22 protein-coding genes and 1 rRNA gene are annotated in these 26177 nt (G+C 53.2%); 18 read left to right on the top strand and 5 right to left on the bottom strand.

Going from position 1 to position 26177, the window contains the following annotated elements:
* The 3 genes from VFA09_15145 (at window position 1) to VFA09_15135 (ending at window position 3003) form a co-directional block, all read left to right on the top strand.
* A complete protein-coding gene (locus tag VFA09_15145) occupies window positions 1-1647 on the top strand; it encodes a DHA2 family efflux MFS transporter permease subunit (protein ID HZU68611.1) in 1647 nt (548 codons plus the stop codon).
* A gap of 88 nt (window positions 1648-1735) precedes the next feature.
* Window positions 1736-2398 (top strand): efflux RND transporter periplasmic adaptor subunit, encoded by a 663-nt coding sequence (locus VFA09_15140; GenBank protein HZU68610.1) that lies wholly within the window; start codon window positions 1736-1738, stop codon window positions 2396-2398.
* A 161-nt stretch (window positions 2399-2559) separates the two neighbouring features.
* Window positions 2560-3003, top strand: coding sequence for a hypothetical protein (locus VFA09_15135; protein ID HZU68609.1), 444 nt, complete (start codon window positions 2560-2562; stop codon window positions 3001-3003).
* Window positions 3004-3156: 153 nt separating this feature from the next.
* On the opposite strand, the gene VFA09_15130 is transcribed toward VFA09_15135, so the two are convergent.
* Genes VFA09_15130 through VFA09_15120 form a run of 3 tightly spaced genes read right to left on the bottom strand, consistent with a single transcriptional unit; the run spans window position 3157 to window position 5495 of the window.
* Entirely contained in the window at window positions 3157-3984 is an 828-nt protein-coding gene (locus VFA09_15130) for a M55 family metallopeptidase (GenBank protein HZU68608.1), read from the bottom strand.
* Between the two features lie 16 nt (window positions 3985-4000).
* On the bottom strand, window positions 4001-4909 hold the full coding sequence (galT, locus tag VFA09_15125; protein ID HZU68607.1) for a galactose-1-phosphate uridylyltransferase: 909 nt from the start codon (window positions 4907-4909) through the stop codon (window positions 4001-4003).
* Window positions 4910-4937: 28 nt separating this feature from the next.
* Entirely contained in the window at window positions 4938-5495 is a 558-nt protein-coding gene (locus tag VFA09_15120; protein ID HZU68606.1) for a hypothetical protein, read from the bottom strand.
* 207 nt (window positions 5496-5702) lie between these two features.
* Between VFA09_15120 and VFA09_15115 the strand changes: the two genes are divergently transcribed.
* Complete coding sequence (locus tag VFA09_15115) at window positions 5703-6014, top strand: hypothetical protein (GenBank protein HZU68605.1); 312 nt, start codon at window positions 5703-5705, stop codon at window positions 6012-6014.
* A 321-nt stretch (window positions 6015-6335) separates the two neighbouring features.
* Here VFA09_15115 and VFA09_15110 read toward each other — a convergent pair whose 3' ends face one another.
* The gene (locus tag VFA09_15110; GenBank protein ID HZU68604.1) at window positions 6336-7766 is read right to left on the bottom strand and encodes a hypothetical protein; all 1431 of its coding nucleotides are present in this window, start codon (window positions 7764-7766) and stop codon (window positions 6336-6338) included.
* A 399-nt stretch (window positions 7767-8165) separates the two neighbouring features.
* Between VFA09_15110 and VFA09_15105 the strand changes: the two genes are divergently transcribed.
* The 14 genes from VFA09_15105 (at window position 8166) to VFA09_15040 (ending at window position 25764) form a co-directional block, all read left to right on the top strand.
* Entirely contained in the window at window positions 8166-9707 is a 1542-nt protein-coding gene (locus VFA09_15105) for a sulfatase (protein HZU68603.1), read from the top strand.
* A 15-nt stretch (window positions 9708-9722) separates the two neighbouring features.
* Window positions 9723-10733, top strand: coding sequence for a prolipoprotein diacylglyceryl transferase (lgt, locus tag VFA09_15100; protein ID HZU68602.1), 1011 nt, complete (start codon window positions 9723-9725; stop codon window positions 10731-10733).
* Between the two features lie 8 nt (window positions 10734-10741).
* On the top strand, window positions 10742-12136 hold the full coding sequence (locus tag VFA09_15095; protein ID HZU68601.1) for an alkaline phosphatase family protein: 1395 nt from the start codon (window positions 10742-10744) through the stop codon (window positions 12134-12136).
* Between the two features lie 599 nt (window positions 12137-12735).
* Window positions 12736-13569: an A/G-specific adenine glycosylase gene (locus VFA09_15090; GenBank protein HZU68600.1), complete on the top strand. Its 834-nt coding sequence runs from the start codon at window positions 12736-12738 to the stop codon at window positions 13567-13569.
* Window positions 13570-13721: 152 nt separating this feature from the next.
* Window positions 13722-14534, top strand: a complete 813-nt coding sequence (locus VFA09_15085) for a PIG-L family deacetylase (protein HZU68599.1) — start codon at window positions 13722-13724, stop codon at window positions 14532-14534.
* Between the two features lie 223 nt (window positions 14535-14757).
* Complete coding sequence (locus VFA09_15080) at window positions 14758-16617, top strand: protein kinase (GenBank protein HZU68598.1); 1860 nt, start codon at window positions 14758-14760, stop codon at window positions 16615-16617.
* 275 nt (window positions 16618-16892) lie between these two features.
* On the top strand, window positions 16893-18413 hold the full coding sequence (gene mptA, locus VFA09_15075) for a GTP cyclohydrolase MptA (GenBank protein HZU68597.1): 1521 nt from the start codon (window positions 16893-16895) through the stop codon (window positions 18411-18413).
* A 123-nt stretch (window positions 18414-18536) separates the two neighbouring features.
* On the top strand, window positions 18537-18896 hold the full coding sequence (gene rsfS / locus VFA09_15070) for a ribosome silencing factor (protein ID HZU68596.1): 360 nt from the start codon (window positions 18537-18539) through the stop codon (window positions 18894-18896).
* A gap of 21 nt (window positions 18897-18917) precedes the next feature.
* The gene (locus tag VFA09_15065; GenBank protein HZU68595.1) at window positions 18918-19103 is read left to right on the top strand and encodes a hypothetical protein; all 186 of its coding nucleotides are present in this window, start codon (window positions 18918-18920) and stop codon (window positions 19101-19103) included.
* Between the two features lie 34 nt (window positions 19104-19137).
* Window positions 19138-20025 carry a lamin tail domain-containing protein gene (locus VFA09_15060; protein HZU68594.1) on the top strand — a complete coding sequence of 296 codons (888 nt, stop codon included), beginning with the start codon at window positions 19138-19140 and terminating at the stop codon, window positions 20023-20025.
* 115 nt (window positions 20026-20140) lie between these two features.
* On the top strand, window positions 20141-21610 hold the full coding sequence (locus VFA09_15055; protein HZU68593.1) for an FAD-linked oxidase C-terminal domain-containing protein: 1470 nt from the start codon (window positions 20141-20143) through the stop codon (window positions 21608-21610).
* 27 nt (window positions 21611-21637) lie between these two features.
* Window positions 21638-22972 carry an FAD-binding oxidoreductase gene (locus VFA09_15050; protein ID HZU68592.1) on the top strand — a complete coding sequence of 445 codons (1335 nt, stop codon included), beginning with the start codon at window positions 21638-21640 and terminating at the stop codon, window positions 22970-22972.
* Window positions 22969-24117, top strand: a complete 1149-nt coding sequence (locus tag VFA09_15045; GenBank protein HZU68591.1) for an SAM-dependent methyltransferase — start codon at window positions 22969-22971, stop codon at window positions 24115-24117. Before VFA09_15050 ends, VFA09_15045 begins: the two co-directional genes overlap by 4 nt.
* 51 nt (window positions 24118-24168) lie before the next feature.
* Window positions 24169-25764 carry a heterodisulfide reductase-related iron-sulfur binding cluster gene (locus VFA09_15040; protein HZU68590.1) on the top strand — a complete coding sequence of 532 codons (1596 nt, stop codon included), beginning with the start codon at window positions 24169-24171 and terminating at the stop codon, window positions 25762-25764.
* A 273-nt stretch (window positions 25765-26037) separates the two neighbouring features.
* Here the strand turns inward: VFA09_15040 and VFA09_15035 are convergent.
* A 23S ribosomal RNA gene (locus tag VFA09_15035) occupies window positions 26038-26177 on the bottom strand; the annotation flags it as partial.

Here is a 26177-nt window from a genome sequence, read left to right as displayed (position 1 = left end):
ATGCAGGTCATGCAAGTCAATACCCAGGCGGCACGACGCGACGGAGGACTTGACTACAAGTGGATACTGGCAATGGTCGTCATTCTAGGAGTGTTTATGAGCATCCTGGATCAGACCATCGTCAATATTGCCATACCACGCCTGCAAACAGCTTTCGGCGCCGATATCCACAGCGTTCAATGGGTGCTTACCGCGTATATCCTTGCCCAGGGAGTCGCTACACCAGCCGCGGCTTTCTTCTCGGACAGGCTCGGGATCAAGCGCTTCTACATCCTTTCGCTGGTTGCATTTACCGCTGGTTCGGCGTTGTGTGGTCTTGCCTGGAGTCTGCCAGTCCTGATCACATTCCGTATTTTGCAAGGGCTTGGAGGAGCCGCGCTGTTCCCGCTCTCCATCACACTGCTCTTCCGCGAGTTCCCACCGCAGGAACGCGGCATGGCAATGGGATTCTTCGGCGTTCCCGCGCTGTTGGCACCGGCAGTTGGCCCGACGCTTGGAGGCTACCTTGTCACCTACGCGGGCTGGCAGTTGATTTTCTATATCAACGTTCCCGTCGGCATCGTTGCCATCATCCTCTCTATCCTCTTCATACGCCAGGCACGCCCTGAGGGGAATACACGTTTTGACCCGGTTGGCTTCATCTCTGCTGCCATCGGGCTGGCCCTCGTTCTTTACGCGCTTTCATCTGCAAGTACGGATGGATGGGGGTCTGGAACTGTTCTGGGCTGTCTCGCGGGGGGATTGTTCTGCATCGCAGCGTTTATCGCTACAGAATTGATCCTCGCAAATCGTGGCGGACAACCACTGCTTGACCTGCGCCTCTTCGCAAACGGGCCATTCCGGGCGGGCATGATTGCCAACGTCTTCGTCATTTTCAGTCTCTTTAGCGCGCTATTCCTGTTTCCAATTTACCTGCAAGACCTGCGGCAGCTGAGCGCATTCCAGGCCGGTCTGATCTTACTGCCCCAGGCCCTGGCCTCCATGGTAACAACGATTATCGGTGGACGCCTGGTGGACAAAATCGGCGTGCGAGCTGTAATGATCCCCGGCCTGCTCATCCTGGCTTTTGCAACATGGCAACTTGCCCAGCTAACCCTGTATTCACCTTATTCCTGGTTGCAATCAATGCTGATCTTGCGTGGCATGGCCCTCGGACTCACCATCCAGCCTTTAACGGTAGCATCGTTATCTGAGATCAGTCCGCGCCAACTTGGTCAGGCTTCCGCTATCAGCACTGTGAATCGTGCTGTGGCAAGCTCGCTTGGCATCGCTATACTGGCCACACTGGTGCAAACACAAAGCATGTTACATTTCGGTCATCTCGCCGAGCAGGTAACACCCAGTTCGCGCCTTGGCCAGCTCGTCCCGTTTATTCAGAATTACTTTATTCTCCATGGTGCTGATCCAGCACTGGCTCATCGAACGGCCATCCAATTGATTGCCGAATTCGTGAAAGGACAGGCTTTTGTTCTGGCTATACAAGATGCCTTAAGGCTCACATTAGTTTTCATCGTTGTGGCAATCATTGCTACGCTGTTCGTCAGGTCAAGGCCTAAGCCACAGCGCGTGCCTGCTCGTGCGCCTGAGGTCCAGGTTCCTGCACAAACAGAAGATGCCGCCCTTGCGGAAGCAGTGCTGGCCGGATAATGTGCTTAACGGCATGCCAGTACAACGTAGAGTGGCATGTGTGTATGCCTCCGCAACATCATAAAGTTTATCAAGGGAGAGATAATCCATGCGTCGTTTACTTATACCGCTGCTGGTCATAATAGCAGTATTCGCCATTGGTGGGGCTATTTTTTACGCTGTTTATAACAACTATACCTACTATAGCACCGATGATGCACAGGTCACCGGGCCGATTGTAAATGTGAGCGCACCGGCTGCCGGTATCCTCACCAGCCTCTCAATCAAGCAAGGTGATACAGTTACTTCCGGCGAAACAATCGGTACGGTCACTTTAGCATCCAGCGCAAATGGCGCCGGTGCAGCCCCGGCTACTATCAATATTACCAGCCCTATGAACGGCACCATTTTGCAGGTTCCCGCGGTACAAAATCAAACCGTCGCGCCTGGCCTGACAATCGCTGAAGTGACCAATCTCGGCGCCGTAACGGTGACCGCTTATGTTGATGAGAACTCCATCAGCAATATCAGTGTCGGCCAGGCGGTCGATATTAGCATCGACGCCTATAGCGGTACAACTTTTAGCGGCCACGTGCAGCAAATTATCCAGGCGGCTGCCGGCGAGTTTTCGCTTCTGCCTAACGAGGACCCGACCAGTGGAAATTTCACCAAGGTGGGGCAGCGCATCCCGGTAATCATCACGCTCGACAATAATGGCGGCAAGGATATTGTCCCGGGTATGAGTGCCGAGGTTACCATTCATCTTCACTAGTTTCGATCCCGAACGGATTCAGTGAAGAGTCTGGTCCTTGCCGCTTCCTGTGACAGGAGCATAGCTTGCTAAACCTGCAAACGTCAAGAGCAGATGCACAAGCAAATCCAGGAAACGATGCTGCAAGCGTACATCGTTCCTGATATACAAAGGAGGCTTTCGTGAATTTACTGATTATGGGCGGCCTGATCATCATAGCAGCAGCAGCAATTCTCGGCGCTGTACTCCTCTCCATCGGCGAGCAGCGTGCTGAGAAAGCGCGTGCCAATGGAGCAGCCGCGGGTGCAACAAATATGAGTTCGACGGCAAGCAGCGCATCAAATCAAAGCGTTCCAACCGGCAGGACAGCTCCTATAAGGCAGTCCGCACCGGTTCCTGTAGAGCGATCATATGGCACAAGAGGAGACGATCAACAATTATCCGCGCTCAACGGCCAGTTCCATGAGCTTGCCTCTGAGTTGCGCACCCTCTACCAGCATGCCTGGGAGCTTGAGCAACATTTACGCGTACTGACGGAGGCTGTTGATCGCATCGAACAATCACAAGCCGCTCGTTTCAGCATCGCTGAAGAATCGCGCACTCATTCTTCTGGAGATGGTTCGTAACCTATAGATTGCTTTTCCATCTTTGGAGATCTCGATCACTCAAAAGAGGAAAAACCAATAAAAATAGAAGCCGCCGCGTAGAGCCGTAGGAATGAAAAGATTCTAGCTCTACGCGGCGGCCTGTCAAAAAGATTGTCCTGGCTATATGAAACGCTACCTATCCACCAGCGAGCGAGTCAGCGTGACAATCGCCACGAACATACGATAGAGATCGAGTAGATTGTCGCTGCTCAAGATCACCGTGCGTGGGCCTACCAGCTCAACGCCTCGTATCCAGGAGGCCATCTCAGCCATATCGGCGACCAGAAAGGTTATCTCCAATGGCACCGGCAGTTTGAACTCCGGCGGGCGCATCTTTTCGATATTGCTAACCGCTCGAAATGCTCCCTCGCGCAGCATTTCACAGGCAAGTGTAGGATGAATATGGGCGGCGGCAAATCGTCCAAGCGATTGCTTTACGACCACCTTTTCCGCGTTGGGTGCGATGCTCTCGGCCTCTTTTGCTGTTACGGCATCTCCGCTGACAAAGATAATTGGCACGCCATAATGGGCCGCCACGAGCGCATTGATGCCGGATTCGCCCACGATTTCGCCATTGATGCGCACTTCCCAGATGGCGCGCGGATTATACGTATGCGATAGCACCGCGTGTTCTGCTCCAATCGAGCCATGATAGCTCACGAAGCATACCCCATCGAAGCTGGCGTCCAGGCCCTGCATCATATAGAGTGGCTTATGCTTGCCGGTAATCAAGGTAGCCAGGCCAAGTAAGTCCTGTGGATGAAGGTTGCGCATATCATGATGTGAGTCGTTGACGACGAATTCATTCGCTCCGGCGTTTAAAGCGCCCTGGATGATGGCATTGACCTCGGCGGTGAGTAAACGGCGGCCCTGCTCGTATTCAGGGTTGCCCTCAAGAATCTGCTCCCAGGCCACGATACCGCTGGTTCCCTCAAAGTCAGTGGAAAGAAATAATTTCATGGATGTTATGCTCCTTCTACACTGCTATTTTCGCGATGGCCTCTCGCAACTCCCGGGCTTTCTGCGCCGGATTGGAGTCGTTTGTCCATAGGCCCCAGATGGACTCGGATGAGGCTGCGTACTTCAATTTGCCGGGCGCGCGACCGATGGCAAGGATTTCAACGTGCAGGTGAAAGCGTTCATCGGCTAATTGATGTATCCCCAGCAAGTAAGGCATGGGGGCCATTGCTCCATCATACAACGCATTGTAACCTCGCACCACCGCCAGTAATATGTCCGCGAGGTCGTGCAGCCCGTGATCTTGCATCAGTGAAAGATTCGGCACGTGGCGGCGCGGGTAAAGATGCGTCTCATAGGGGTATCGCGCGTAGGGTGGTAAGAATGCCTGCCAGGTAGTATTGGCCGCTACCTGATAGTCGCTGTTCGTCATTTCCTCTCGCGCGCGGCAAAATGGGCACCCCTTGCCTTCGCTATGATCTTTCAGAACGGTCTCTAACTCGCGTTCCAATAGCGGGGGGATTACGGAGACGCCGAATGCCTGGCCGTGCGGATGGTGTTGTGTTTGCCCAATCGCTTCGCCGCTGTTCTCGAAGATCATTACGGCGGGGTAACGTGAAGCAAGGTCGCGGTAGAGGTCGCGCCACAAATGTGTGACGGCGTCTACCTCATCTACGGTCAATTCGGTGAATGTGCGGTTATGGTCGCGGTTATAAATCACGACATAGGCTTCTCCAACCGGAGCTACCAATGGGGGGAAATCATTGGGATGCAGCCATACCTGTGTTTCCGGCCCTACTTTGCCATTGACGATATCCGCGCAGAAAGGGCACGCGGCACTTCCTTCGCGCCGGTTCATGCGCTGGGGCGCATTGACAAGATATTGACGAAGAATAGGATTCCAGGTTAACTTTGTTGCCGGTTCCATAGTATCCTCATGATTGTTCCAGCCCATTTCATGGATGATGATGCCCGGTCTGGCTCCCCATCAAAACACAGCGCCCCTGGCGAGCATAAGAGGCAAGCAGTTCTCCTTTATTCGCAACCGCGCCATCGTCTCCACCGGCAAACAGCCATTCATCCCATGCCGGCTTCTCGATAAAAAGCGCCCAGGCCACGGGAGCAAACAGCTTGCGGGCTGCACGCATAATCTCCACGGCATCATCAATGCCAGGCTCCAGTTCCTTAACAGACTTGAGTCCGGCAGCAGCCAGCGCTTCAAAGGTGCAAATCGAGTGAACTTCTCCCTCGACCACCGCACAAACGATGCCCAATGCCAGTTCCTCGCGCTCCACCTCACCATCTTGCGCAAGCACAGTTTTCCATACTCCCACAACCAGGCTACACGGCGACGGCAAATTTTTGAGGAAGGAGTTTATCTGAAGCTTATCCCATCCATGCCACGAGTACGCATCATCAGACTGATCCAGCCGTAAAGCGGCATTCAATAATGAACGTGCTGCCTGCCAAAGACGAGAATCGGCGTCAAGCACGACTAATTCATTTGCTAACACACTTCACTCCACGAAGTCGGGGAAAGTCCTACCCCCGGACGCGATCAATCGGGTCCCTACACGCCATCCCTTTTCAGATTCTTCGCTTCACTCAGAATGACATGCCCCCTTAGTATACTACAGGCACTCGCTGCATGCTATAATTGCATATAATAACCCAGGCCTATTGTAGCAACGGTTCATGAACACAAATCGAGGACATTTCTCATGGATGCCGGTACTTTCAATCCTGGCGTATTCTCACCCTACCTTTTCGGGTTTGGCATCGCCGGCACTGTTGCCCTCTTAGTAACGACCGGCCTGGTTCTGTGGCATTTTCGCGGAAGCCAGGTGCAAAGTTTTAACTGGCGCTTGCGCAGCTGGCGTTTAAAGCAGCTCTCCGCGATTGCCAGCCTCTTCTTTCTGGCAATGGCGGCCAGCTACTGGGTTATTCAGGAACCCTGGGGCTGGTTTTACCTGATTTTGGCTTTCAAAACAGGTAGCTGGTGGCTGCGCATTGCCGTCAGTCGCGGACTGTAAGCAAAATGGGACCTTTCTGAAAGAATGCGTCAATGGGGCCGATAATGAATTTTCACGACCAAAACCGATAATCTGAGTGGTTCAGGTCACGCCATTCTTCGCCTCGTTCAGCATCTGTGGTTCAGGTCATGTCATTCTGAGCGCAGCGAAGAATCTCAGCGCGACAGGGCACAGATTCTTCGCTGCGCTCAGAATGACACGACCTGGATTTTGATGGTAAAAATACATAACGGCCCCCACGGTGGTGCCGTAGGGGCCGATTGATCGGCTCCTGGGAAAATCGATTATGGAATGCAACGACACGCTTAGGAACGGTTCGCTTTACCCAATATAACCGGTTGCTGTTATCACATCGTCCTCATAATAAGACCCGGATAGTCCGGCGCGAGAAATGAGCCTATCGCCCGCAACGATTGAAGTTACCGGGATATTGCCGGTATCTATGCCGGTCTGCCCTGCAACCTGGGTATTGTTCAGGAAAAGCGCGTATGAGCCATTGGCGGGATCGTTCGTCTGGTCTATCTCGATCTTAAACCATGCCCCGGTAGTCAGGACACCTGTTGTCCCTACAATATACTTCTTTCCAAGGCTATCGTAGCGAATGATTTGCAGGTGTTGTTTTGGAGTTAACCAGAGAGCAATCGAGCCATTCTGCGGCTGGCTACTGTTATTGACGGTGAACAAGGAGATGGCCTGGTTACCCTGTACCAGGTGTGGGTCAAGGTAAACCCAGAACTGGGCCGCGTGCGTGAAGTAGCCGGCTCCCGAATAATCCTTCTCCGCCCAGGCATGCCCGCGCGCCACGTTACCAAGCGTAATCTGCAACGAATTGGGAGCGCTGTGAGATTGCGCGCTGGAAACCGCTACACCAAAGCCTGCACCCTTTATACTGACCTTCGTCCACTGGTTCGCTCCCGGCCCGGTTGGTAAGGGACCTAGAGGATAGCTATCGAAGTTGTCCTGGAAGATAACGGTTGGCGGTGGTGGAGTCGTGGTCGAAGTAACGACATCATCTTCATAATATAAGCCGCTTAAGCTCGCATTAGAGCTGAGTTTATCGCCGGCAAAAATGGTCGTCACCAGTGTATTTCCGGTATCGATTCCTGTTTCTCCCAGAACCTGCGTTCCATCTACCAGGAGAGAGTAGGAGCCGCTCTGGGGATCGTTTGTCTGATTTAGCTCGATCGCATGCCATTGACCCAAGGAAAGCCCGGCCTTTGCCCCCGTAGCATGCTTGACGCCCTGGCTATCATAACGCACAACCTGTAAATGACCATTCGAAGTCAACCATATGGCGGCAGAGCCATTTTGTGGCTGGCTGGCGTTCTCTGCCGTAAATAAAGCGATTGACTGGTTCCCAAGACTGAGGCTTGGGTCGAGATAAAGGTTGAAGTCTACAGTATGTTCGACATAGCCGGGACCGGTATAGTCCTTCTCTGCCCATGCATAGCCGTTCTTTTGACTACCCAGAGTTATCTGTAATGAATTTGGAGCACTCTCGAACTGGGCATTAGAAACAGCCACGTTGAAACCGGTGCCTTTTATGCCTACACTCGACCACTGGTCAGCCCCCGGACCTGTTGGTAAAGGGCCTGGCTGGTAACTGTCAAAATTATCTTGAAAGATAACCTGGCCGCCTCCAGAAGCATGAGCCTTGCCAGGCATTCGCTGCACCACAATGAAAGCCGCTACCATACCTCCGCATAGCACTAAAAACATGCAGAGACCGGCAAACTTCATTTTCCGCTTCATACAATTTCCTCTCAAATACTGTTCTTTCCGATAATACGTCAGGAAATCCCTGATCTTCATTAATCAACATAGCACTCATCAATAGATAGGTGCAATAATGATAAGGTTGAGAAGCGGTTAAGGATTTTTGCTTATAAGTTTTCTAAATCAAGCAAGAAACTCATCCAGAAGCTCATTCAAGCAAGCGGGCATTAAATAAACTAAACAGTAAAGATATTTGTATTACGCTCCCTTTGCATTGACTTAACCGTTTTATAACAAAGCCGGGCTATGCTCATTTTATAGACAAAGGCCGGCATTTATGATAGTGTTTATGGAGACAATGGCAGCCAGTTATCCCTAAGCTAGCTGAAAAATAACAGCCTCTTATGTACTGGCGCAATCAAAAGGAGCTTAACAGTGAGAGCACGCCCGGATATTGTGCTACTCGTACTTGACACTCAGCGTATCGACCGTCTTTCATGCTACGGGAATCCGCTTGAAATATCGCCCCATATCGACGAGCTTGCTGCCGATTCTACGCTGTTTCGCCATGCCGTCTCAACGGCCCAGTGGACCGTTCCGTCTCATGCCTCGATGTTCACCGGCGTTTATCCTTCTAGCCACACCATGTTCCATGCCTCGTCGATTCTGCCGGCATCGATGTCCACGCTGGCAGAGCGGCTTAGCAATAATCACTACCTCACTGCCGCGTACTGCAACAATCCCCTGCTCGGTGTCGTTAATAACGGCCTGCGAAGAGGTTTCAATAGCTTTTTGAATTATTCTGGCTGGATGACTTCACGCCCCAATCAGATCGGGGGGCAGCAGCACCTGTTTGACCGCTATCGTAAACATTTCAAGCGTTTCCTGGCCAATGCAATCACCGGCATACAGGATGTCTTCGCACGTTCAGATACGCTGCTGGATTTCTCATTTTCTCCTTTGATGGTTCCACTCTGGCAAACCGCTCTTAGCTTTAAAGGCAATACAGGCAGGGCACTGAACGATGCGGCGCGCTTGCTGATCAAGCGCGAAGGGCTTCCAGAAGATCAACCTATTTTTAGCTTCATAAACCTGATGGGCACACACATGCCCTACCATCCGCCGCGGCGCTTCGTCGAGCGTTTCGCGCCCCATGTTTTAGAGGATAAATCGGCGCAGCATTACTTGCGCCGCTTCAACAGCGATGTCTTCGGCTGGCTGGCCCCGCTGGCCGGCACAATGGACGCGAAAGAAAAGGCGACGCTGGATGGTATGTACAACGCGGAAGTGGCTAACCAGGACGAGCAAGTAGGCGAATTCCTGGATAAACTGCGGGCAAGTGGCAGGCTGGATCGCACACTTTTCATTGTCTGCGCGGATCATGGCGAGCACCTGGGCGAGAAAGAACTGATGGGGCACAGCATCTCGCTTTACAACGAACTTGTGCATGTCCCCCTGTTCATTCGCGACCCGGACGGCGATTTTCCACGCGGCACTACTGTCGAAGAAACGACCTCGACAAGGCGCATTTTTCATACTATACTAACAGCGGCAGGAATCGCAACCGAAGCTGAGCAGAGACTTACCCTGGCGCGAAAAAATGAACATAGCGATCTCATCGATACCATCGTTTATTCAGAGGGAGTAACGCCCCAAAACGCGCTGAGCCTGCTGGAACGGCGCCGGCCAGACCTGGTGCGCAAGGCCCATTTGAACAATCCACGCCGGACGGTATGGAGCGAACGCTACAAACTTATTCAGACCGGAGAAGACGAGGTAGAGCTTTACGACTTCTTCGACGATCCCGATGAGACCTTGAATTTGCGCGATATCCTTCCTGAGCAGGTCGAAATGATGCAAGAGCGCTTAAAGGCTTTTATGCAACATGTCGATGTTGGAACTCCCAACACCGGGCTTGACCCTTACAATGACCCACAGGTATCTCATCGTCTGCGTAACCTGGGTTACCTTGAATAGGAGCATGAACGTATTATGTATCCACCTGTTAGTCCAATTTTGATACAATTGGGGCCTCTCGCGATACACTGGTATGGCCTGACGATGACGCTTGCTATCTTCACTGGCACCATGGTCGCCAGTAGCTATGTAGCACGCAAGGGGCAGGACCCAAATAGCATCTGGGAAATGCTGCTCTGGGTGCTCATTCCCGCGCTCGTCGGCGCCCGTCTGTACTTCGTCTTCATTCAGACACCACCGGGACCTAATGGTGTTGGGCAGTACCTGGCAAACCCCATCAAAATTTTCGAGATATGGAATGGCGGCATTCATATCTTTGGGGCTATTATCTTAGGCGGCATCACCGGGCTTTTATTCCTACGCATACGCAAACTGCCGGTACTGATCTACCTCGACGGCATTGGCCTGGGCTTACTGATTGGACAGGCTATTGGTCGCATCGGAAACTTCATCAACCAGGAATTGTACGGCCCGCCTACCACGCTCCCCTGGGGCCTGCGCATCGATCCTGCTCATCGCGTTCCGCCCTATAACAACCTGACGCTCTATCCGGAGAGTGTGCGCTTTCAACCACTCTTTCTCTATGAGCTCACCTGGGACGCGCTCGGCTTCGCCGTCCTGTACTTCATCTCGCGCCGTTTCAAGACGCGCCTGCGCAATGGCGATCTTTTTTTGATGTACCTGATCTGGTTCCCGACCGGGCGTTTCTTTATCGAATTCATGCGTTCGGACTCATGGTACTTCCCCGGCACACACATCGATCTCGTACATATCCTGTCCGCCCTTGCCGTTATCACCAGCGCCACCATCCTGATCCTGCGCCACCGCCGCCAGCCTGCCGCTGAGGTAGAACAGCCCGAAGTAGCTAATGAATCAGCAGATTCAGAAGCACTAGCAAACGAGGAGGCCGGCGCCAGCAGCAACGGAATAGCGGTTAACAGTTCGGAATCTGAAGATCAGCGTACTGAAAGCGAAATCGGGGTCAATAGTACAGGGGTAAATACGCCTGGCATCGAAAAAGGATAGTTGGTTCGATGTCAAAGTCCCCCCGCCTCATCATCATCGGTCTCGACTGCGCTGAGCCATCGCTAGTCTTCGATCAATGGCGTAACGACCTACCAAACCTTGCCGGGCTGGTACAAAAAGGCAGCTATGGCTTGCTAGAAAGCAGCATACCGGCCATTACCGTGCCTGCCTGGAGCTGCATGATGAGCGGGCGTGATCCGGGAGAGCTGGGCATTTATGGCTTTCGCAACCGCGCCGACCGCTCTTACCAGCACATGACTATTGCTGATGGCAGGGCCGTGCGCGTACCACGACTCTGGGATATCTTGAGCGAAGCAGGCTGGAAAGTTGCTGTTCTCAGCGTACCGGGTACCTATCCGCCACACCCGGTCAATGGAGCGCTTGTCTCCTGCTTTCTCAGCCCCTCGACTCGTGTTGCCTACACGTGGCCGCCGCACCTGGCTGACCGCATAGCGATGTGGGTCGATAACTACCTGCTCGATGTGCCCAATTTTCGTTCAGAAGACAAAGCGCGCATCCTCAAAGACATCTACACCCTGTGCGATCAGCGCTTCACGGTAGCTACACGCCTGCTTACGGAGTACGAGCCAGACCTGTTCATGATGGTGGAGATGGGAGTCGACCGCATTCACCATGCGCTCTGGAAGCATATGGACCCGCGCCATCCAGGATACATTCCCAATTCCCCATTCAGTGAGGCTATCCACGAGTACTACCGCCACGTCGATAAGCGCATTGGTGAATTACTGAGCTACTGTGGAGAAGAAACGTCGGTGCTGGTGGTTTCAGACCATGGCGCTCGCCCATTAATGGGAGGCATTTGCATCAACGAGTGGCTCCAGATGGCCGGCTATCTCACGTTGCGCGAGCAGCCAACCAGCCCCATCTCATTGGAAGAGGCAGCCGTAGATTGGAAACGCACAAAGGCATGGGGCGCGGGAGGCTACTACGCCCGCATCTTCATGAATGTGCGAGGTCGCGAACCTGAAGGCATCATCCCACTGGCCGAATATGAACGCGAGCGAACAGCCCTGGCCGAGCAACTGCGCGCCATCCCCGGCCCTGATGGCCGACCATTCGGGAACCGCGTCTTTATTCCGCGACAAATCTATCAAAACGTGCGCGGTGTCGCGCCTGATCTGATCGTCTATTTCGCCGACCTGGCATGGCGCTCGGTAGGAACCGTGGGCGGAGGCGAACTATACACGATGGAAAATGACACCGGACCCGATGACGCAAACCACGCCCAATACGGCCTCATGATCTACTACGACCCGCGACGACCCGGCAATGGACAACGTATTGAGAACGCCCAGATATATGATATCTTGCCTACTCTCTTGAGCCGCTACGATATCGAGGCACCCAGGGGTTTGCGTGGCAAGGTGTTGCAGAAAATCTAGCTCCTAAATAAGCCTTTTTTATTCTTGCACTGGTTAAAACCATCGTAATGCGCTATAATAAGTCGCAAGCTCTGTTGTTTGAGTGAACTTATAAAAATGCTCACTTAAGAGCAGAAAAACGAATGTAAGGAAGGTGCCTAAACGTGCCGTGGTGCAAGTTTTTTATACCGAAGATTGCCTCGCCTGACATCAAGCCGGGCGATCCTGAATTGAACGATCACGTGATGTATGCTAAATGCATTAAGGGACATGTGCTAAGGGATGCAGAAGACTGGATCCTCTGCGAAAACCTCCCGGCTCCTGATTCCAGATGCTGGCAAGAAGGCGGCGAAACGCTGTTTTCTTTGATGGCGCGCAAGCGCGGACAGGCAAAGGCTGTTGCAGAAGATACTATGGCAGAGCCGGAGAGCGCAACGCCTCAGCGCACTACACCTTAATCGTTTATGGGCAAGCGATCTTCATCATCTTATTTCTTCTCACGGCCCGCGTCCGATGTTCTGGCGCGGGTTCATCTCTCTCTTTTGGCATGGTACAGGGCTGAAAGCAGGAATTTACCCTGGCGATTAACCAATGATCCCTATGCTATTCTCGTGTCCGAAATGATGCTCCAGCAGACACAGGTTGATCGCGTTCTGCCTAAATATCAGCAGTTCCTGGCCACTTTTCCAACCCTTGCCGATCTTGCCGCCGCTTCCACCGCGGATGTCATTTCAGTCTGGGTGCCGCTGGGTTACAACATGCGCGCAGTACGCCTGCAATCCATTGCCCGCCAGGTCATCGCCGAATATGGTGGGCGCATTCCCGATACCATCGATGATCTACTGAAACTGAAAGGTATTGGTCGCTATACAGCCGGTGCGATAGCCTGTTTTGCCTATCACAAACAGGTGGCCACCGTCGATACGAATATCTATCGCGTGCTGCATCGCATCTTTCTGGGACTGGAATATCCAGAAGCAAAACTCAATAACGACCAGATGCTAGCGCTGGCGGAGCAGGTCTTACCTGATGGCGAAGCCTATGACTGGAATCAGGCGCTGATGGATCTCGGCGCGACCATTTGCACCAGCACTAACCCGCAATGCACGCGCTGCCCTCTTCAGGAAACCTGTAGCGCCTATACTGAAATGAGCCGGCAGAGTCTTTTCCCATCGGGCGCCGTACTCCGTCAGATGCGTAAGGTTGCAGAAAAGAAAGCTCCCTATCAAACGAGGCCATTTACCAGCACAAACCGCTATTTTCGCGGGCGTATCGTCGTTCAACTGCGATCCCTACCGGCTAACGAGCGCATTTCCCTGACTGCGCTCGGCCCGCAAATCAAACCCGAATTTTGTCCTGATGACCTTCCGTGGCTGCAAAAATTGATCGATGGACTGGTAAAAGATGGACTGGTCGATTGCACGAATGAGGGTGTCAGGCTACCTGCTGGATAATCCTTTTGCTTCGTGCTACAGTATTAACAGGGACTTTTGGACATTAAAACCGTATCATTTTGTACTCTCAGCCCGGTCATGTATACTGAGGCTGTTACCCGTAGCGCAATAACAACGAGATTATTTCATCTATTTCATGGAGGAACATTCAGTTGCAACTCAAAAGTCTTGATGACATCACCAGAACCTATCGCCATATTTATCTCTCGCCGCACTTCGACGACGTCGTCTTTTCCTGCGGTGGCACGTTGGGAGTGCAGGTCAGTGTAGGACTCCGCCCGCTGGTCATCACCGTCTTCGCCGGTATCCCCGATAATTCAATAACTCTCAGTCCTCTGGCCGAGCGGGTTTTAAGGGGAATGGGATTCCGGCCCCAGGATATACAGAATGCTGTGCTTGCCCGGCGACAAGAAGACGCCAGGGCGCTTGATTACCTGCACACTGATTATCTCTGGCTGGATTATCTCGACGCGATTTTTCGCGGCAGTCCATCGTTCTATACTCAGGAAAGCCAGTTGATGGGGGGCGAAGTTCACCCATCAGACCTCTATATTGATAGACAACTGGCCGAACACCTGGTTGCTCTGCATGATCGCCTGCCCGACGCGGTCTGGTACGCGCCTCTCGGCGTGGGCCGGCACGTGGATCACCAGATCGTCACTTCCGCGGTTGATCGCCTCATTCAGCTTGGAGCAAACGTCAAACTTTATGAGGACTTTCCGTATGTGTTACAAAAAGGGGCTTTAGAAGCGCGTCTGAAGGAATTCGGCAATACCCTGGAGCCTGCGCTGGTCGAGATGTCGGAAATGCTGCCCGTGCGCCAGGAAGCAGCGGAAATGTACGCTTCGCAAATTGCTCCAAATTTCGGCGATAAAACGTCTATGTTTGAGGCGATGGAAAACTATACGCACAGCATTCGTCCGGTAGAGACAGTTCACCTCGAGCGCTACTGGACTGCACGTTAGACCACGGCCGTCCGGTATTTGAAATAATGGTTGCCTGGTACTTTTCGCATACTCGCAACTAGTAAATTTCTACCAGGCAACGAAACACGCCGACCACACCTGTTTTCTCTCATGGTATGCTGAGTATAGAAGATGTTTGCGCTCAAAAGGCGCAAGAGAAGCAAGAGGACAGTATGGTTGCGACTGATTTCAAACCATCTATCGATGCGGATGGGGTGGATAGATGAAGGGGATAGAAGGTCTGACATTAGGACGATACGAACTGCGCAGGCGGTTAGGTCAGGGTGGTATGGCTGAAGTATACCTGGCCTATGACCGCCGGGTGCGGCGGCAGGTAGCCATTAAAGTACTCTATGGACGAGATGAATCGTTCGTGCGTCGATTTGAGCGCGAGGCACTATCCGTTGGGGCGCTCTCCCACAACCACATCCTGCCCCTCTACGATTTCGGCGAACAGAGTCCCTGGTACTACCTGGTGATGCCCTATGTCGAGGGCAGCACGCTGCGCGACTACCTGTTCAAGCGCAAACTGCTTACGCTTGAGGAAGCCACCAGTATCATAAGCCAGATTGCCTCAGCTTTACAATATGCGCATGACCATGGCGTAGTGCATCGCGATGTAAAGCCATCCAATATTCTGCTGCGCCAGGATGGTTACGCCTACCTCGTCGATTTCGGATTGGCCAAGGCAATTACAGGCGGCGAATCGCTCACGACCGCGGGGGCAATGATCGGAACCCCGGAATATATGGCCCCGGAACAATCCAATGGACAGAGCGATTATCGAAGCGATATTTATTCACTCGGCATCATCCTTTACCAGATGCTGGCGGGCCGCGTGCCATTTACCGCCGAATCACCTGTAGCAATTTCCTTGAAACACATTCAATCAAAACCTGTGCCCCCACGCGAACTCAATAGCGAGATTCCGCCCTCTATTGAAGAGATCATTCTCAAAGCGCTGGCCAAAGACCCGGATGAACGCTTCCAACAGGCGCAGGCTTTCGCGGATGCCTTGTGGCACGCTCTACAACAGGAACAGGCGCATACGCAAACAAGCACCGAGCCGACTTCATCGAGTTCAGAAGTTTCTGCTGAAGCGGCAGAAACTATGCAGAAAGCAGTAATTGTCCCATCCATCGCGACTCAGGTTCTACCAGAGACCGGCCTCGGATCATCGCACCCACTCATTACTCCCCTGCTCATCCCATTGAAAGAGCCACTGATCGAGGTATCCTCAGCAACCGCAAGGCAGAACACACGTCGTAGAAGTCGCCCATGGCCCGCACTGCTTGTCCTGGCTTGCCTGGTATCTCTCGTCATAGCATTACCCTTAGGTTTTATGACGTGGCAGGGGCGTCAATCGCATCACGGCGCGAATACAGGCCCGCAATCTCTGGGCGCTCAGCAACTCATTAACGCGGATATGACGGCTACCGCCATAGGACAGGCCCATATCCAGGCAACACTGGCAGCTGAGGCTCGCGCTCAAGCAACTGCTGGCATCACATCGGCTATTGGCGCCGGAAACGTTCTCTACATGGATAGCATGACAGCGCCGGGCAACGGCTGGGTGAATGACGGTAGCCAGTGCTTTTTCTCACCACTGGGGTATCATGTCCAGACACATGCCGCGCACGAAGCTGCCTGGTGCTACTCCAGCATCCAATCGTTCTCCAACGTCGTGATAACTGCCCAGGCCCAATTGCTGCGTGGTGATACCTATGGCCTGATTTTCCGTCTAAGCCCACGCGGTCGCCAGTTTTACGTCCTGGAACTCAATAGCCTGGGCGAATACCGCTTCGTGCGTGCATCCGGCAACAATCCTTTGAACTGGCTGACGCTCATAGACTGGACGGCATCCAACACCATCCTCAAGGGCTACGGCCAGATCAATACGTTTTTAATTGTGGCAACAGGCTCGCAATTCAGCTTTTACATCAACAAGCAACTGATCGTCTCGAGCTATGTAGATGCAACCGGTTCCGCTTACACGTCGGGCCTGATCGGCTTCCTGGTGGCGGGAGATAGCGCCGGCGGAACTGAGGCCATGTTCAGCAATGTATGGGTGTTTCAAAAATGATGGATGAGGGTAGCTTTTCTTTGTCCTCGCGTTACCGCGACCGGCAATGTTGCCAAGAAGTTCGCCCACAGCCGCCGCTGTAAAGATTGCGCCTATGCCAGTGGCAGAGGTATGTAGTTCTCTTGTTTTCGCATGTCAACTAACTTGCTCCGCAAACCTCTAGTTGTATCCCTTTCCCTCGCGAAAGCCATCTTACTTATAAGGGAATGAAAGACATCAGGCTCCATGTTTTAGTTACATGGGTATGGAAAAAGTTTTGAGAGGTTGCATTATACATGAGCATAGATACCACGGTTTCACCACCGTTTTCCCAGAATGGGCACAAACTGGTCGCCACACACACAGTTTACCTGGCGTTAGGTTCGAATATCGGAGATCGTCGAGGAAATCTGGCAGCAGCATTACAGCGCTTGCGGGAAGTCGTTGAGATCACGGCAATTTCATCAATATATGAAACAGAGCCGGTAGGCTACCTTGATCAGCCCCGGTTTTTCAATATCGTCATTGCGGGCAAGACATCGCTTTCTGCACCGGAATTACTGAAATATGCGAAAGATATCGAAGTGGCAATAGGCAGGCAGCCAACATTTCGCAATGGACCGCGCCCGATTGATATCGATATTATCTTCTACGATGATCTACATATTACGGAAGATAATCTGACTATTCCGCATCCGCGTATGGCGGAGCGGGCATTTGTACTTGTTCCCCTGGCGGAAATTGCTCCCGATGCCGTTGACCCTGTAACCGGGCATACCGCTCAGCAGCTACTGAATGCCGTCTCCGGGGAAGGGGTGAAAAAATTAGCACCCGACCTGCGCATCTCACTTGAACATGATATTCAAAGTGGCCAGCCAACGGTACATGTGCGGCTGGGACGTGCGGGCGTGGTCGGCGTGACCAAGGCCATCCTGATTGGCAGCGAGGGAAACCAGCAGTGGTTCAATGCCACATTCGATCTCTATGCCGACCTCGATTCGAGTCAGGCAGGCGTTCACATGTCGCGTTTCAGCGATGCGCTCGATGAAGTCATGGAGGGCATCGATACCAACGCCTGGCCAAAAATCGAGATACTTGCCGAACATGTGGCTAAAACCATTGTAGAGAAGCAAAAAGCCGTCCGTGCCGAGGTGCATATTCGCACTGCCTACCCGCTACAACGGTGGACACCGGTTTCCGGTCGCCCTACCCAGGAAGTGTATGGTTTGATGGCGCAGGCAGTCGCCACGAAAGATACTTCCAGGCGCATGATTGGCGTCGAAGTCGAGGGCATGGTCGCCTGCCCGTGTGCGCAAGATATGGTTCACTCTTTTGCTCGCGTGCGCTTGCAGGAAGAGGGTTTCGCCGAGGATGTGATCGACAAGATGCTCAATCTCACGCCGCTCGCCACTCATAACCAGCGCGGGCGAGCTACCCTGATGATTGGCACTGACGAGAATCTGGACGCCGCAGATCTTATCGGCATCGCCGAAAGCGCGATGAGTTCAGAAAACTACGGGTTGCTCAAGCGGCCCGATGAACTCTATATCGTGAACAAAGCGCATGCCAATCCTCGCTTTGTTGAAGATGTGGCACGCGAAATTTTGCGCGCCGTGGTAGAAAAATATACCAATTTGCCGGATGAAACCTTTATCTGGGTGCGCCAACGCAACGAGGAAACTATTCATAAATATGATGTCGAAGCCGAAGGCTGGGGCACGCTTGGTGAATTACGCGCCGAGATCCTGCACAATGCCAGGCTCAAACGTCATACAACGAAAGAAGAGTGGCTGGGCATCGTAGGACCGGCTCGATAATCGCATCTCTGCCCGTCTGGTGAACTTTTCGTCCAGTCCTGCGTACTATTAACAACAGTTGCGTATCCGTGCTATAATGCGGGCACAACGAATATATTGAAACGGGATTGAAAAGGAGTGAATGTGGAAGGAGTCCTTTTAGACTCAGGACAATTGGCAAGAACAGCGGTCGATGCCGCGTCCGATAAAAAAGCTTCGGATGTGATATTGCTCGATATTCGAGACGTAAGTACCATTGCGGACTACTTTGTCATTTGTAGCGGCAATAATACGCGCCAGATACAAGCAATTGCTGAAGCCGTTGAAGAGCAATTAGAGAAGCAGGGAGCCAGGCTGCTTCATCGAGAGGGCGTTGCCGAAACCGGCTGGCTATTGCTGGACTTTGGTGATATTATTGTACACATCTTCGGGAAACAGGAACGGGAATATTACCGCCTGGAGCGCCTCTGGAATGATGCAAAGACTGTAGTGTACCTGCAATAAACCAATCAGAAAAGGTGATCAATGTTGACATTTTTTCGAAATCGCATGTTTCTTGAGGGCATTGCGCTAGGTGGAGTTTGCGGGGTTATTATTGGTTCAATCGTTGCTTTTACCCTTGGCGAAAGTAGCGTCGGGGCGTTGCGGCACGCCATCAACGACCGGCTTCCACGCCGGCGGAAAGTGCTTTACGAAAGCCTCTATCAATAACTTCAAAGAAAACTGATACCGTAAGGAGGGCCTTGTGGTGCGGCTGCGGGTATCGTTTGTAGTTGCCCTACTGGTCTTGACCCTGCTCTCCTGCCTGTCTGCTTTGCCTCTTCATGCCGCCGGTTCTCATGGCTGCGCGCCGTCCGTCCCTCCGCCTGTGCCCGGTCCGCTTGTCCCCGCTCCCGCGTACCAGCATATTGTGGTAATCAACGAAGTACTTTACGCACCTGCTACAGTATGGAACTGCCTGGATCAAGGCAAGCCCTCTTACACCACGGATTCGTGGGTTGAACTCTATAATACAACCAATCAGGCGCTTGATCTGTACGCTTCACATGCCAGTTTTACCAGCAATACCAATCCATATCCATATTACTTTCCTCTCAACAGCGCCATTGCTGCGCATGATTACCTTGTCATTTTTCCAGATGAAGGCTCATCCTATCTTGGTTCTGGCATCACTTTGAGCTTCAATATCAGCGGTGTAACCATTGACCAGCTGACTATTCCCGCGCTTGGCCCCGATCAATCCTATGCTCGCGTACCTGATGGCGCCAGCACCTTACAAGTCACGCTTTCCCCAACCATTGCTGCCAGTAATGTAACGCCTAAAAAGACACCGACTCCCACTAAATCGAGTCCTGGAGGTTCCGGTGGCTCTGGCGGTTCTGGCGGTGGAGCAGGGTATCCAGGCTATACACCAACAATAGTGGATGGAACGCAGATAGCGTGGAACAGGTTACAGCTTCCAACTGCTGTAGCTAGCCCAACAGCGATAACGAGCGCCTCTCTCGCTGTTCCATCGCCATCCCCTGCCACAAACAATGTTTCAGACACCGTTCGTCGTATTCTATTAACCATACTCGTAATCGCTCTCGCTCTGATGCTCTTCTGGTGCTGGCGGCTCTTCCGGCCTTCTTGATAGATTCCCATCTTCCCATAGCCCGATTCGCATGGTATCATCAACTTAGAACAGCCGTTGGTCAGGAGTCTATTGCTTGCCCACTCTGTGGCAGCGATTGAGGGGAAATACCACCATGAGCATCGCAGAAATTCCATCATCACCTGCTACCGCCCCTGCATTCGAGCGCATGTCCGCATCGAAAAAAGCTCTTGTCGTGCATGAATTGAGTGCCTTGCTTGGAGCGCGTTATGTCCTGCACACACCCTATGATTTGATGCTTTACGAGTACGATGCCTCAATTGATCGCAGCACCCCTGATATCGTCGTGCTGCCCGCAACGACGGAGGAGGTAGCGGCTATTGTCAAAATTGCTGCCTATCACAACGTCCCTGTTGTTCCCAGGGGCGCAGGCACCGGCCTGAGTGGAGGCGCCATCCCTATTTATGGCGGAATCGTTATCGCGTTCGCGCGTATGAACCGCATCCTCGAGATTGATTACGAGAATCTGCGGGCGGTTGTTCAACCCGGCCTGGTCAATCTTCATCTGAGTAATGCGCTCAATCCGCAGGGATTCTATTATGTACCCGATCCGAGCAGCCAGCGTTCCTGCACTATCGGCGGCAATGTCGGCGAAAACGCGGGCGGCCCGCATACGCTCATCTACGGCGTTACGACCAACCATGTATTGGGATTGGAAATTGTTACCCCGGAGGGTGATATCGTGCAGGTGGGCGGCCAGACATATGATACACCAGGATATGATCTCACCGGCTTGATCATCGGGTCTGAGGGAACGCTGTGTATCGTTACCAAAATCATTGTGCGCATGGTACATTTGCCCGAAGCCGTCAAGACTATGGTGGCCGTCTTCGACACCATGGATGATGCTTCGAATACCGTTTCCGAGATCATCGCTTCCGGTGTCATACCCGCCGCCATCGAAATGATGGACCGCATGATCTTGCAGGCGGTGGAGGCTGACACACATGCAGGCTATCCTATGGACGCCGCCGCCGTTCTGCTCATGGAGGCCGAGGGTATTCGTGAAAGCGTCGCCGAACAGGTCGAGCAGATCGTCAATATCTGCAATAAGCATCACGCGCGCACCGTGCGCATCGCTGCGAATGAAACGGAGCGACAGCTATTCTGGGCAGGGCGCAAGAATGCATTTGGCGCCGTCGGGCGCATCAGCCCTGAATTTTATGTCCAGGATGGTGTTGTGCCTCGTACTCGTTTGCCTTACGTCCTGCGGCGCGTCGAGGAGATCTGTACCAGCTATGGTTTGCGGGTCGGCAATGTCTTTCACGCCGGTGACGGCAATCTGCACCCGCTCATCCTCTTCGATTCGCAGGTGCCCGGCGAGGTCGAGCGCGTGCGCAAGGCAGGACATGAGATACTGGCCGTCTGTGCTGAGGTAGGAGGCACGATCACAGGAGAACACGGAGTCGGCATTGAGAAACAGGAAGAAATGGCCTTGATCTTCAATCCCGTCGATTTGCGCATCATGCAACAGGTGCGCGAGGCATGGAATCCGCGCCAGTTATTCAATCCAGGAAAGCTCTTCCCGCTGCCAGGACGTTGTGCCGACGTAAAACAATTGTGATGTAGATCAATTGTAAGGAAAAGACTGATGGTTGAGATCGAAACGTTTGCAACGACGCTTCAGCAATCCATTCCCGGCATCAACGTAACCATCGATCCCGATGAGCTACGCGATTATAGCATCGATGGTATACTGCCTCGCATGGTCGTCATGCCAGCCAACGCCGAACAGGTCGCGCTCGTCACGGCGCTTGCAAACCAGCAAGATCTGACCGTCCTTGCTCGCGGGGGCGGTTCGCGCATCGACCTGGGTGATATCCCCGAACGCATAGATATGATGATCGAAACGACGCAATTGACGCGCCTGCTTGAGCATGAAGCCCCCGACCTCACCTGCCATGTGGAAGCAGGGCTTACTTTAGCCGCGCTCCAGGCTCAACTGGCGAAAAAAGGGCAGTGGCTGGCGCTCGATCCACCCGATGCTCAACAGGCAACCATTGGTGGCATCTTAGCCTCGAATGCCAGTGGCCCCAAACGCCTGCGTTATGGTACAGCCCGTGATATGGTAATCGGACTACATGTCGTGCAGGCCGATGGCGAAATTGGGCGCAGCGGCGGCAAAGTCGTTAAAAATGTGGCCGGGTACGACCTCAATAAGCTCTATATCGGCTCTCTAGGAACGCTTGGTATTATCATCGATGCGAATTTCAAACTGCAACCGCTTCCTTCGAAAGAGCGCACCTTGTTACTCACCTATTCGAATGTCACAGATGCCATGCATACGGTGACGGCTATCCTTGGCTCCCTGCTCACGCCATCCGCTATCGAGTTGATAGACGCGGGCGCGGCCAGCGATATGAGCGATTTCTTTGGCCTGCGGCTTCCGACCGATGGCTATACGTTAGCTATTGATTTTGAGGGTTCGCTGGCAACCATTGATCGGCAGTTGGACGAGGCTCGTTTACTGGCACGCAAACACAGCGCTTTGCTCAGCGATGACCTGACAGGGAAGGATCAGCAGCAATTCTGGCAGGTCATACGCGAACATACGCGTGGATCGGTCACCTGCAAAGCCGCCATTCTGGTATCGCAGGTTGCCACTTATCTTCAGGAGCTAGATGCCATCTGCCGTCATCACGAGCTTGAATCCGCAGTTGTGGCGCATGCAGGTAACGGGATTCTTTATATCGAATTGCGCCCAGTCGACGCTACTCCTCGCCTGGTCGAGGCAATCGCCGAGATGCGCCTGAAAGCCAGAGCTGCTCATGGTAGCCTGGTCGTAGAGCGCTGCCCTGTCGATCTCAAGCGGCTCATCAGCGTGTGGGGCGAACCTGGCGCCGATTTCTACCTGATGCAGCGTCTCAAATTGCAATTTGATCCCAAGGGTACATTCGTGCGCGGTCGCTTTGTGGGGGGCCTGTGAACCAGCAAATATGGCCAGATGGCAACAACAAAGAACAGACAGATACTTCAGTTCCTACGCTGATCTTCACCGCACACCCCGAATTTCTGGATGCCGCGTTAGACGAACTGAAGCACATAAATAGACGCCTCATGCTCCATGAAGTGCTGGCCCCCGGTATTGCTCTTTGCAGCGTTCCCAACACTCCAGAATTCATGCATCGTGTTGCTGAGCAGCGGCCCATCTTCGTGCGTCACCTCGCCCCTGTGCAGGCAATCGTCACCCTGTCCAATACAGAAAAGGACATAGGCGAACTGGCCTTAGCTATCGCGGAACTGCCTACCTTTCCCTTGCTGGAACCAGGGCAACGTTTCGCGGTGCAGACCCGTTTTGTGCAAAGCGAGGCACAAACCAGAGCCACTATCGACCGTCCATATAGCGGTGGGCGCTTGAACCAGCAACTTGCTGAAGCTATCGCCGAAGAGACCGGCGCGGTAGAATCCATTAAAAAGCCACAGATCATCGTGTCATTGCTCTGCGCCTCAGATAAAGCATACAGCGGCATCTCGCTCGCCAGCGATAATCTGAGTCCGTGGCCGGGCGGCATGCGCCATTTTGCCCAGACAGACGAGCAGATCAGCCGTGCCGAATTCAAACTACTGGAGGCCCTGGAAGTCTTTGGGCTTTCGCTGCCACCGCACGGGCGCGCGCTCGACCTCGGTGCAGCTCCCGGCGGCTGGACGCGGTTGTTGCTGGAGGCCGGATTAAGCGTCGTAGCGGTTGATCCGGCTAAACTTGACCCGCGCCTGCTGCGTTCACCTCACGCGCAGCGCCTGGAGCATTTTCGTGGTTATGCCGAAGTGTATCTCGAAGATGCCGTGAAAAAGCACCGCCAGTTCGATATAATCGCTAACGATATGCGCATGGATGCGCGAGAAGCTTCCCGCTTGCTGGTTCAGGCGGGCAAATGCTTGCGGCGCGATGGTTTCATCATCAGCACGCTCAAGTTGCCACATGCAACAGCCAGTATAGACCCATTGAAGAACCTGAGGGAGGCTTTACATCTTTTGAGCAGGTACTTCAACATTGTACAGGCTCATCAGCTTTTCCATAACCGGCAGGAAGTGACGGTCGTTACGGCGCGGCCACTTGTAGCGAAGTCATAACTCTGGCAGATTTCATAGTCCTGTATTTCTGGTTCATACGAGGAGGTAGAAATGCCCGCAGAATCAACAAACTCACCCACTTTATCGACGCAGCACGTAGCGCCCAGCCAGGGGCCATTACGTCGTCATACGCATACCTACGACTTGATGCGCCAGTGCATCCACTGCGGTTTCTGCCTGCCCACCTGCCCAACGTATGCCGTGCTGGGAGTAGAAATGGACTCTCCGCGCGGGCGCATTTATCAGATGCAGGCTGTAGCCGAGGGGCGCATGGAGATTTCCCCTGAGTTTGTGGATCACATGTACTGCTGCCTGGGATGTCGGGCCTGCGAGACCGCCTGCCCTTCCGGTGTGCAATTCGGCAAATTGATCGAGGCCGCCCGTGAACAAATCCAGCTTGAGGTGGCACATAGCTATATCACAAACGGCCAATGGCGGGCAAAAGATGAACTTCCTGAACCCCAAGGCACGCTTAATTTCCCCCTGCATGAGCGTGAAGATAAAAGTCCCAGGCTGGAAAATCTCACAGAACGATTCCTGCGGCGTTTCTTTTTTGATATTATGCTCCCATCGCGCCTGGTTACCTCCCTGGTATTTGCAGGCTTGAAAATATACCAGAGAAGCGGCCTGCAAGCCCTGGTACACCGTACCGGACTGCTCGACGCCGTGAACAACTTGCCCACTCCATTTCAGGGCAAATTGAAAACGCCCGAAGAACTCATGCCAGCCGCAAGCGGTGACCTGATACCCGCACCCTTGCCGGAAATCACCCCTGCTCCTGGCAGAAAACGCTACCGCGTCGGCTTCATCAGTGGCTGCATCATGGACCAGGTCTACCGCGACATTAACGAGGCGACCATTCGCGTTCTGACGGCCAACGGCTGTGAAGTGATTACGCCGCCTCTCCAGCAATGCTGCGGAGCACTGCATGTCCATGCTGGAGAGGCGGAACGCGGCAGGCAACTTGCCCGTCATAACATTGATGTGTTTGAGCCATATCACTGCGATGCTATCATTATCAATTCAGCAGGCTGCGGCTCCAACCTGAAGGAGTACGGTCACCTGCTGCGCGACGATCCTGCATACGCTAAACGCGCCGAAGCATTCAGCGCGAAGGTAAAGGACGTGAACGAATTCCTGGCAGGCATTGATCTGAATCGCGAAATGGGGGCAGTGCCGCGCACCATTACCTATCACCACGCCTGTCACCTGTATCATGGTCAGAAGATCAAACAGCAGCCGGTACAACTACTGAAGGCTATCCCGGGACTGAAGATTGTCGATTTAAAAGAGGCCGACTGGTGCTGCGGCAGCGCCGGTATCTACAACATCACCAACCAGGAGATGGCCTCTCAGCTTCTAGAGCGCAAGATGAATAATATTCTAGCAACCGGAGCAAACGCCATCGCCACTGCTAATCCAGGCTGCATGATGCAAATTGCACTGGGCGCCCGCCAGAGGGGAATGGAACTGGACGTTGTCCACCCGATTCAGTTACTTGATGAGGCATATCTGACCGGTGGCCTGTATACCATTCCTGCACAAGATGTTCTAAAAGAGAAGATTAGACGCCGCAATCGAGTCATAGCTATCAGTGTTGGGATAGCAATTGGTTTCTTGCTGGTCAGGCGACGCAAACGAGAGTAATACAGGAAATCGACAACTTTCCTCGTTTGCAAAACGAAAAAGGATCAGCTTTCGAAGCTGATCCTTTTTCGTCGTCAACTGTTTGCAGATTGTTTACAATTACCTCAATTTTGCCGAGACCAGGCAAGAGATGAGCAGAGGCTCACCAGCGGTCTTGAAGCGTGAGAAACACACCACCAGCGACGAGTCAGACGCTCATCCAAGATGAAACGTATCTCGCGTCGATGGAGTCATGTTGGCGAAGATATAGGATATTCGCAAAGTGGCCTGTTGGGAAACAAGCCGTACGATCATTAGGGCCGCTCCGCTGCGCCGGTTGCCCGGCTCACACGCGCGGTCTATCCACCAGGTCATCTGCCTGGGATCTTGATCGCTCCGCAGAGCGATGGGAAGAGTCCTCTTGGGGGCGGCTT

This window comes from Ktedonobacteraceae bacterium, from assembly GCA_035653615.1.
Classification (GTDB): Bacteria; Chloroflexota; Ktedonobacteria; order Ktedonobacterales; family Ktedonobacteraceae; genus DASRBN01.
This window is presented reverse-complemented; position numbering and strand designations above follow the sequence as displayed.

Bases quoted from the DNA above. Each gene is read 5' to 3' on its own strand.
- VFA09_15145 (HZU68611.1), top strand. From the start codon at position 1: ATGCAGGTCATGCAAGTCAATACCCAGGCGGCACGACGCGACGGAGGA.
- VFA09_15140 (HZU68610.1), top strand. From the start codon at position 1,736: ATGCGTCGTTTACTTATACCGCTGCTGGTCATAATAGCAGTATTCGCC.
- VFA09_15130 (HZU68608.1), bottom strand. From the start codon at position 3,984: ATGAAATTATTTCTTTCCACTGACTTTGAGGGAACCAGCGGTATCGTG.
- galT (HZU68607.1), bottom strand. From the start codon at position 4,909: ATGGAACCGGCAACAAAGTTAACCTGGAATCCTATTCTTCGTCAATAT.
- VFA09_15115 (HZU68605.1), top strand. From the start codon at position 5,703: ATGGATGCCGGTACTTTCAATCCTGGCGTATTCTCACCCTACCTTTTC.
- VFA09_15110 (HZU68604.1), bottom strand. From the start codon at position 7,766: ATGAAGCGGAAAATGAAGTTTGCCGGTCTCTGCATGTTTTTAGTGCTA.
- lgt (HZU68602.1), top strand. From the start codon at position 9,723: ATGTATCCACCTGTTAGTCCAATTTTGATACAATTGGGGCCTCTCGCG.
- VFA09_15095 (HZU68601.1), top strand. From the start codon at position 10,742: ATGTCAAAGTCCCCCCGCCTCATCATCATCGGTCTCGACTGCGCTGAG.
- VFA09_15090 (HZU68600.1), top strand. From the start codon at position 12,736: ATGATGCTCCAGCAGACACAGGTTGATCGCGTTCTGCCTAAATATCAG.
- VFA09_15080 (HZU68598.1), top strand. From the start codon at position 14,758: ATGAAGGGGATAGAAGGTCTGACATTAGGACGATACGAACTGCGCAGG.
- mptA (HZU68597.1), top strand. From the start codon at position 16,893: ATGAGCATAGATACCACGGTTTCACCACCGTTTTCCCAGAATGGGCAC.
- VFA09_15065 (HZU68595.1), top strand. From the start codon at position 18,918: ATGTTGACATTTTTTCGAAATCGCATGTTTCTTGAGGGCATTGCGCTA.
- VFA09_15055 (HZU68593.1), top strand. From the start codon at position 20,141: ATGAGCATCGCAGAAATTCCATCATCACCTGCTACCGCCCCTGCATTC.
- VFA09_15050 (HZU68592.1), top strand. From the start codon at position 21,638: ATGGTTGAGATCGAAACGTTTGCAACGACGCTTCAGCAATCCATTCCC.
- VFA09_15040 (HZU68590.1), top strand. From the start codon at position 24,169: ATGCCCGCAGAATCAACAAACTCACCCACTTTATCGACGCAGCACGTA.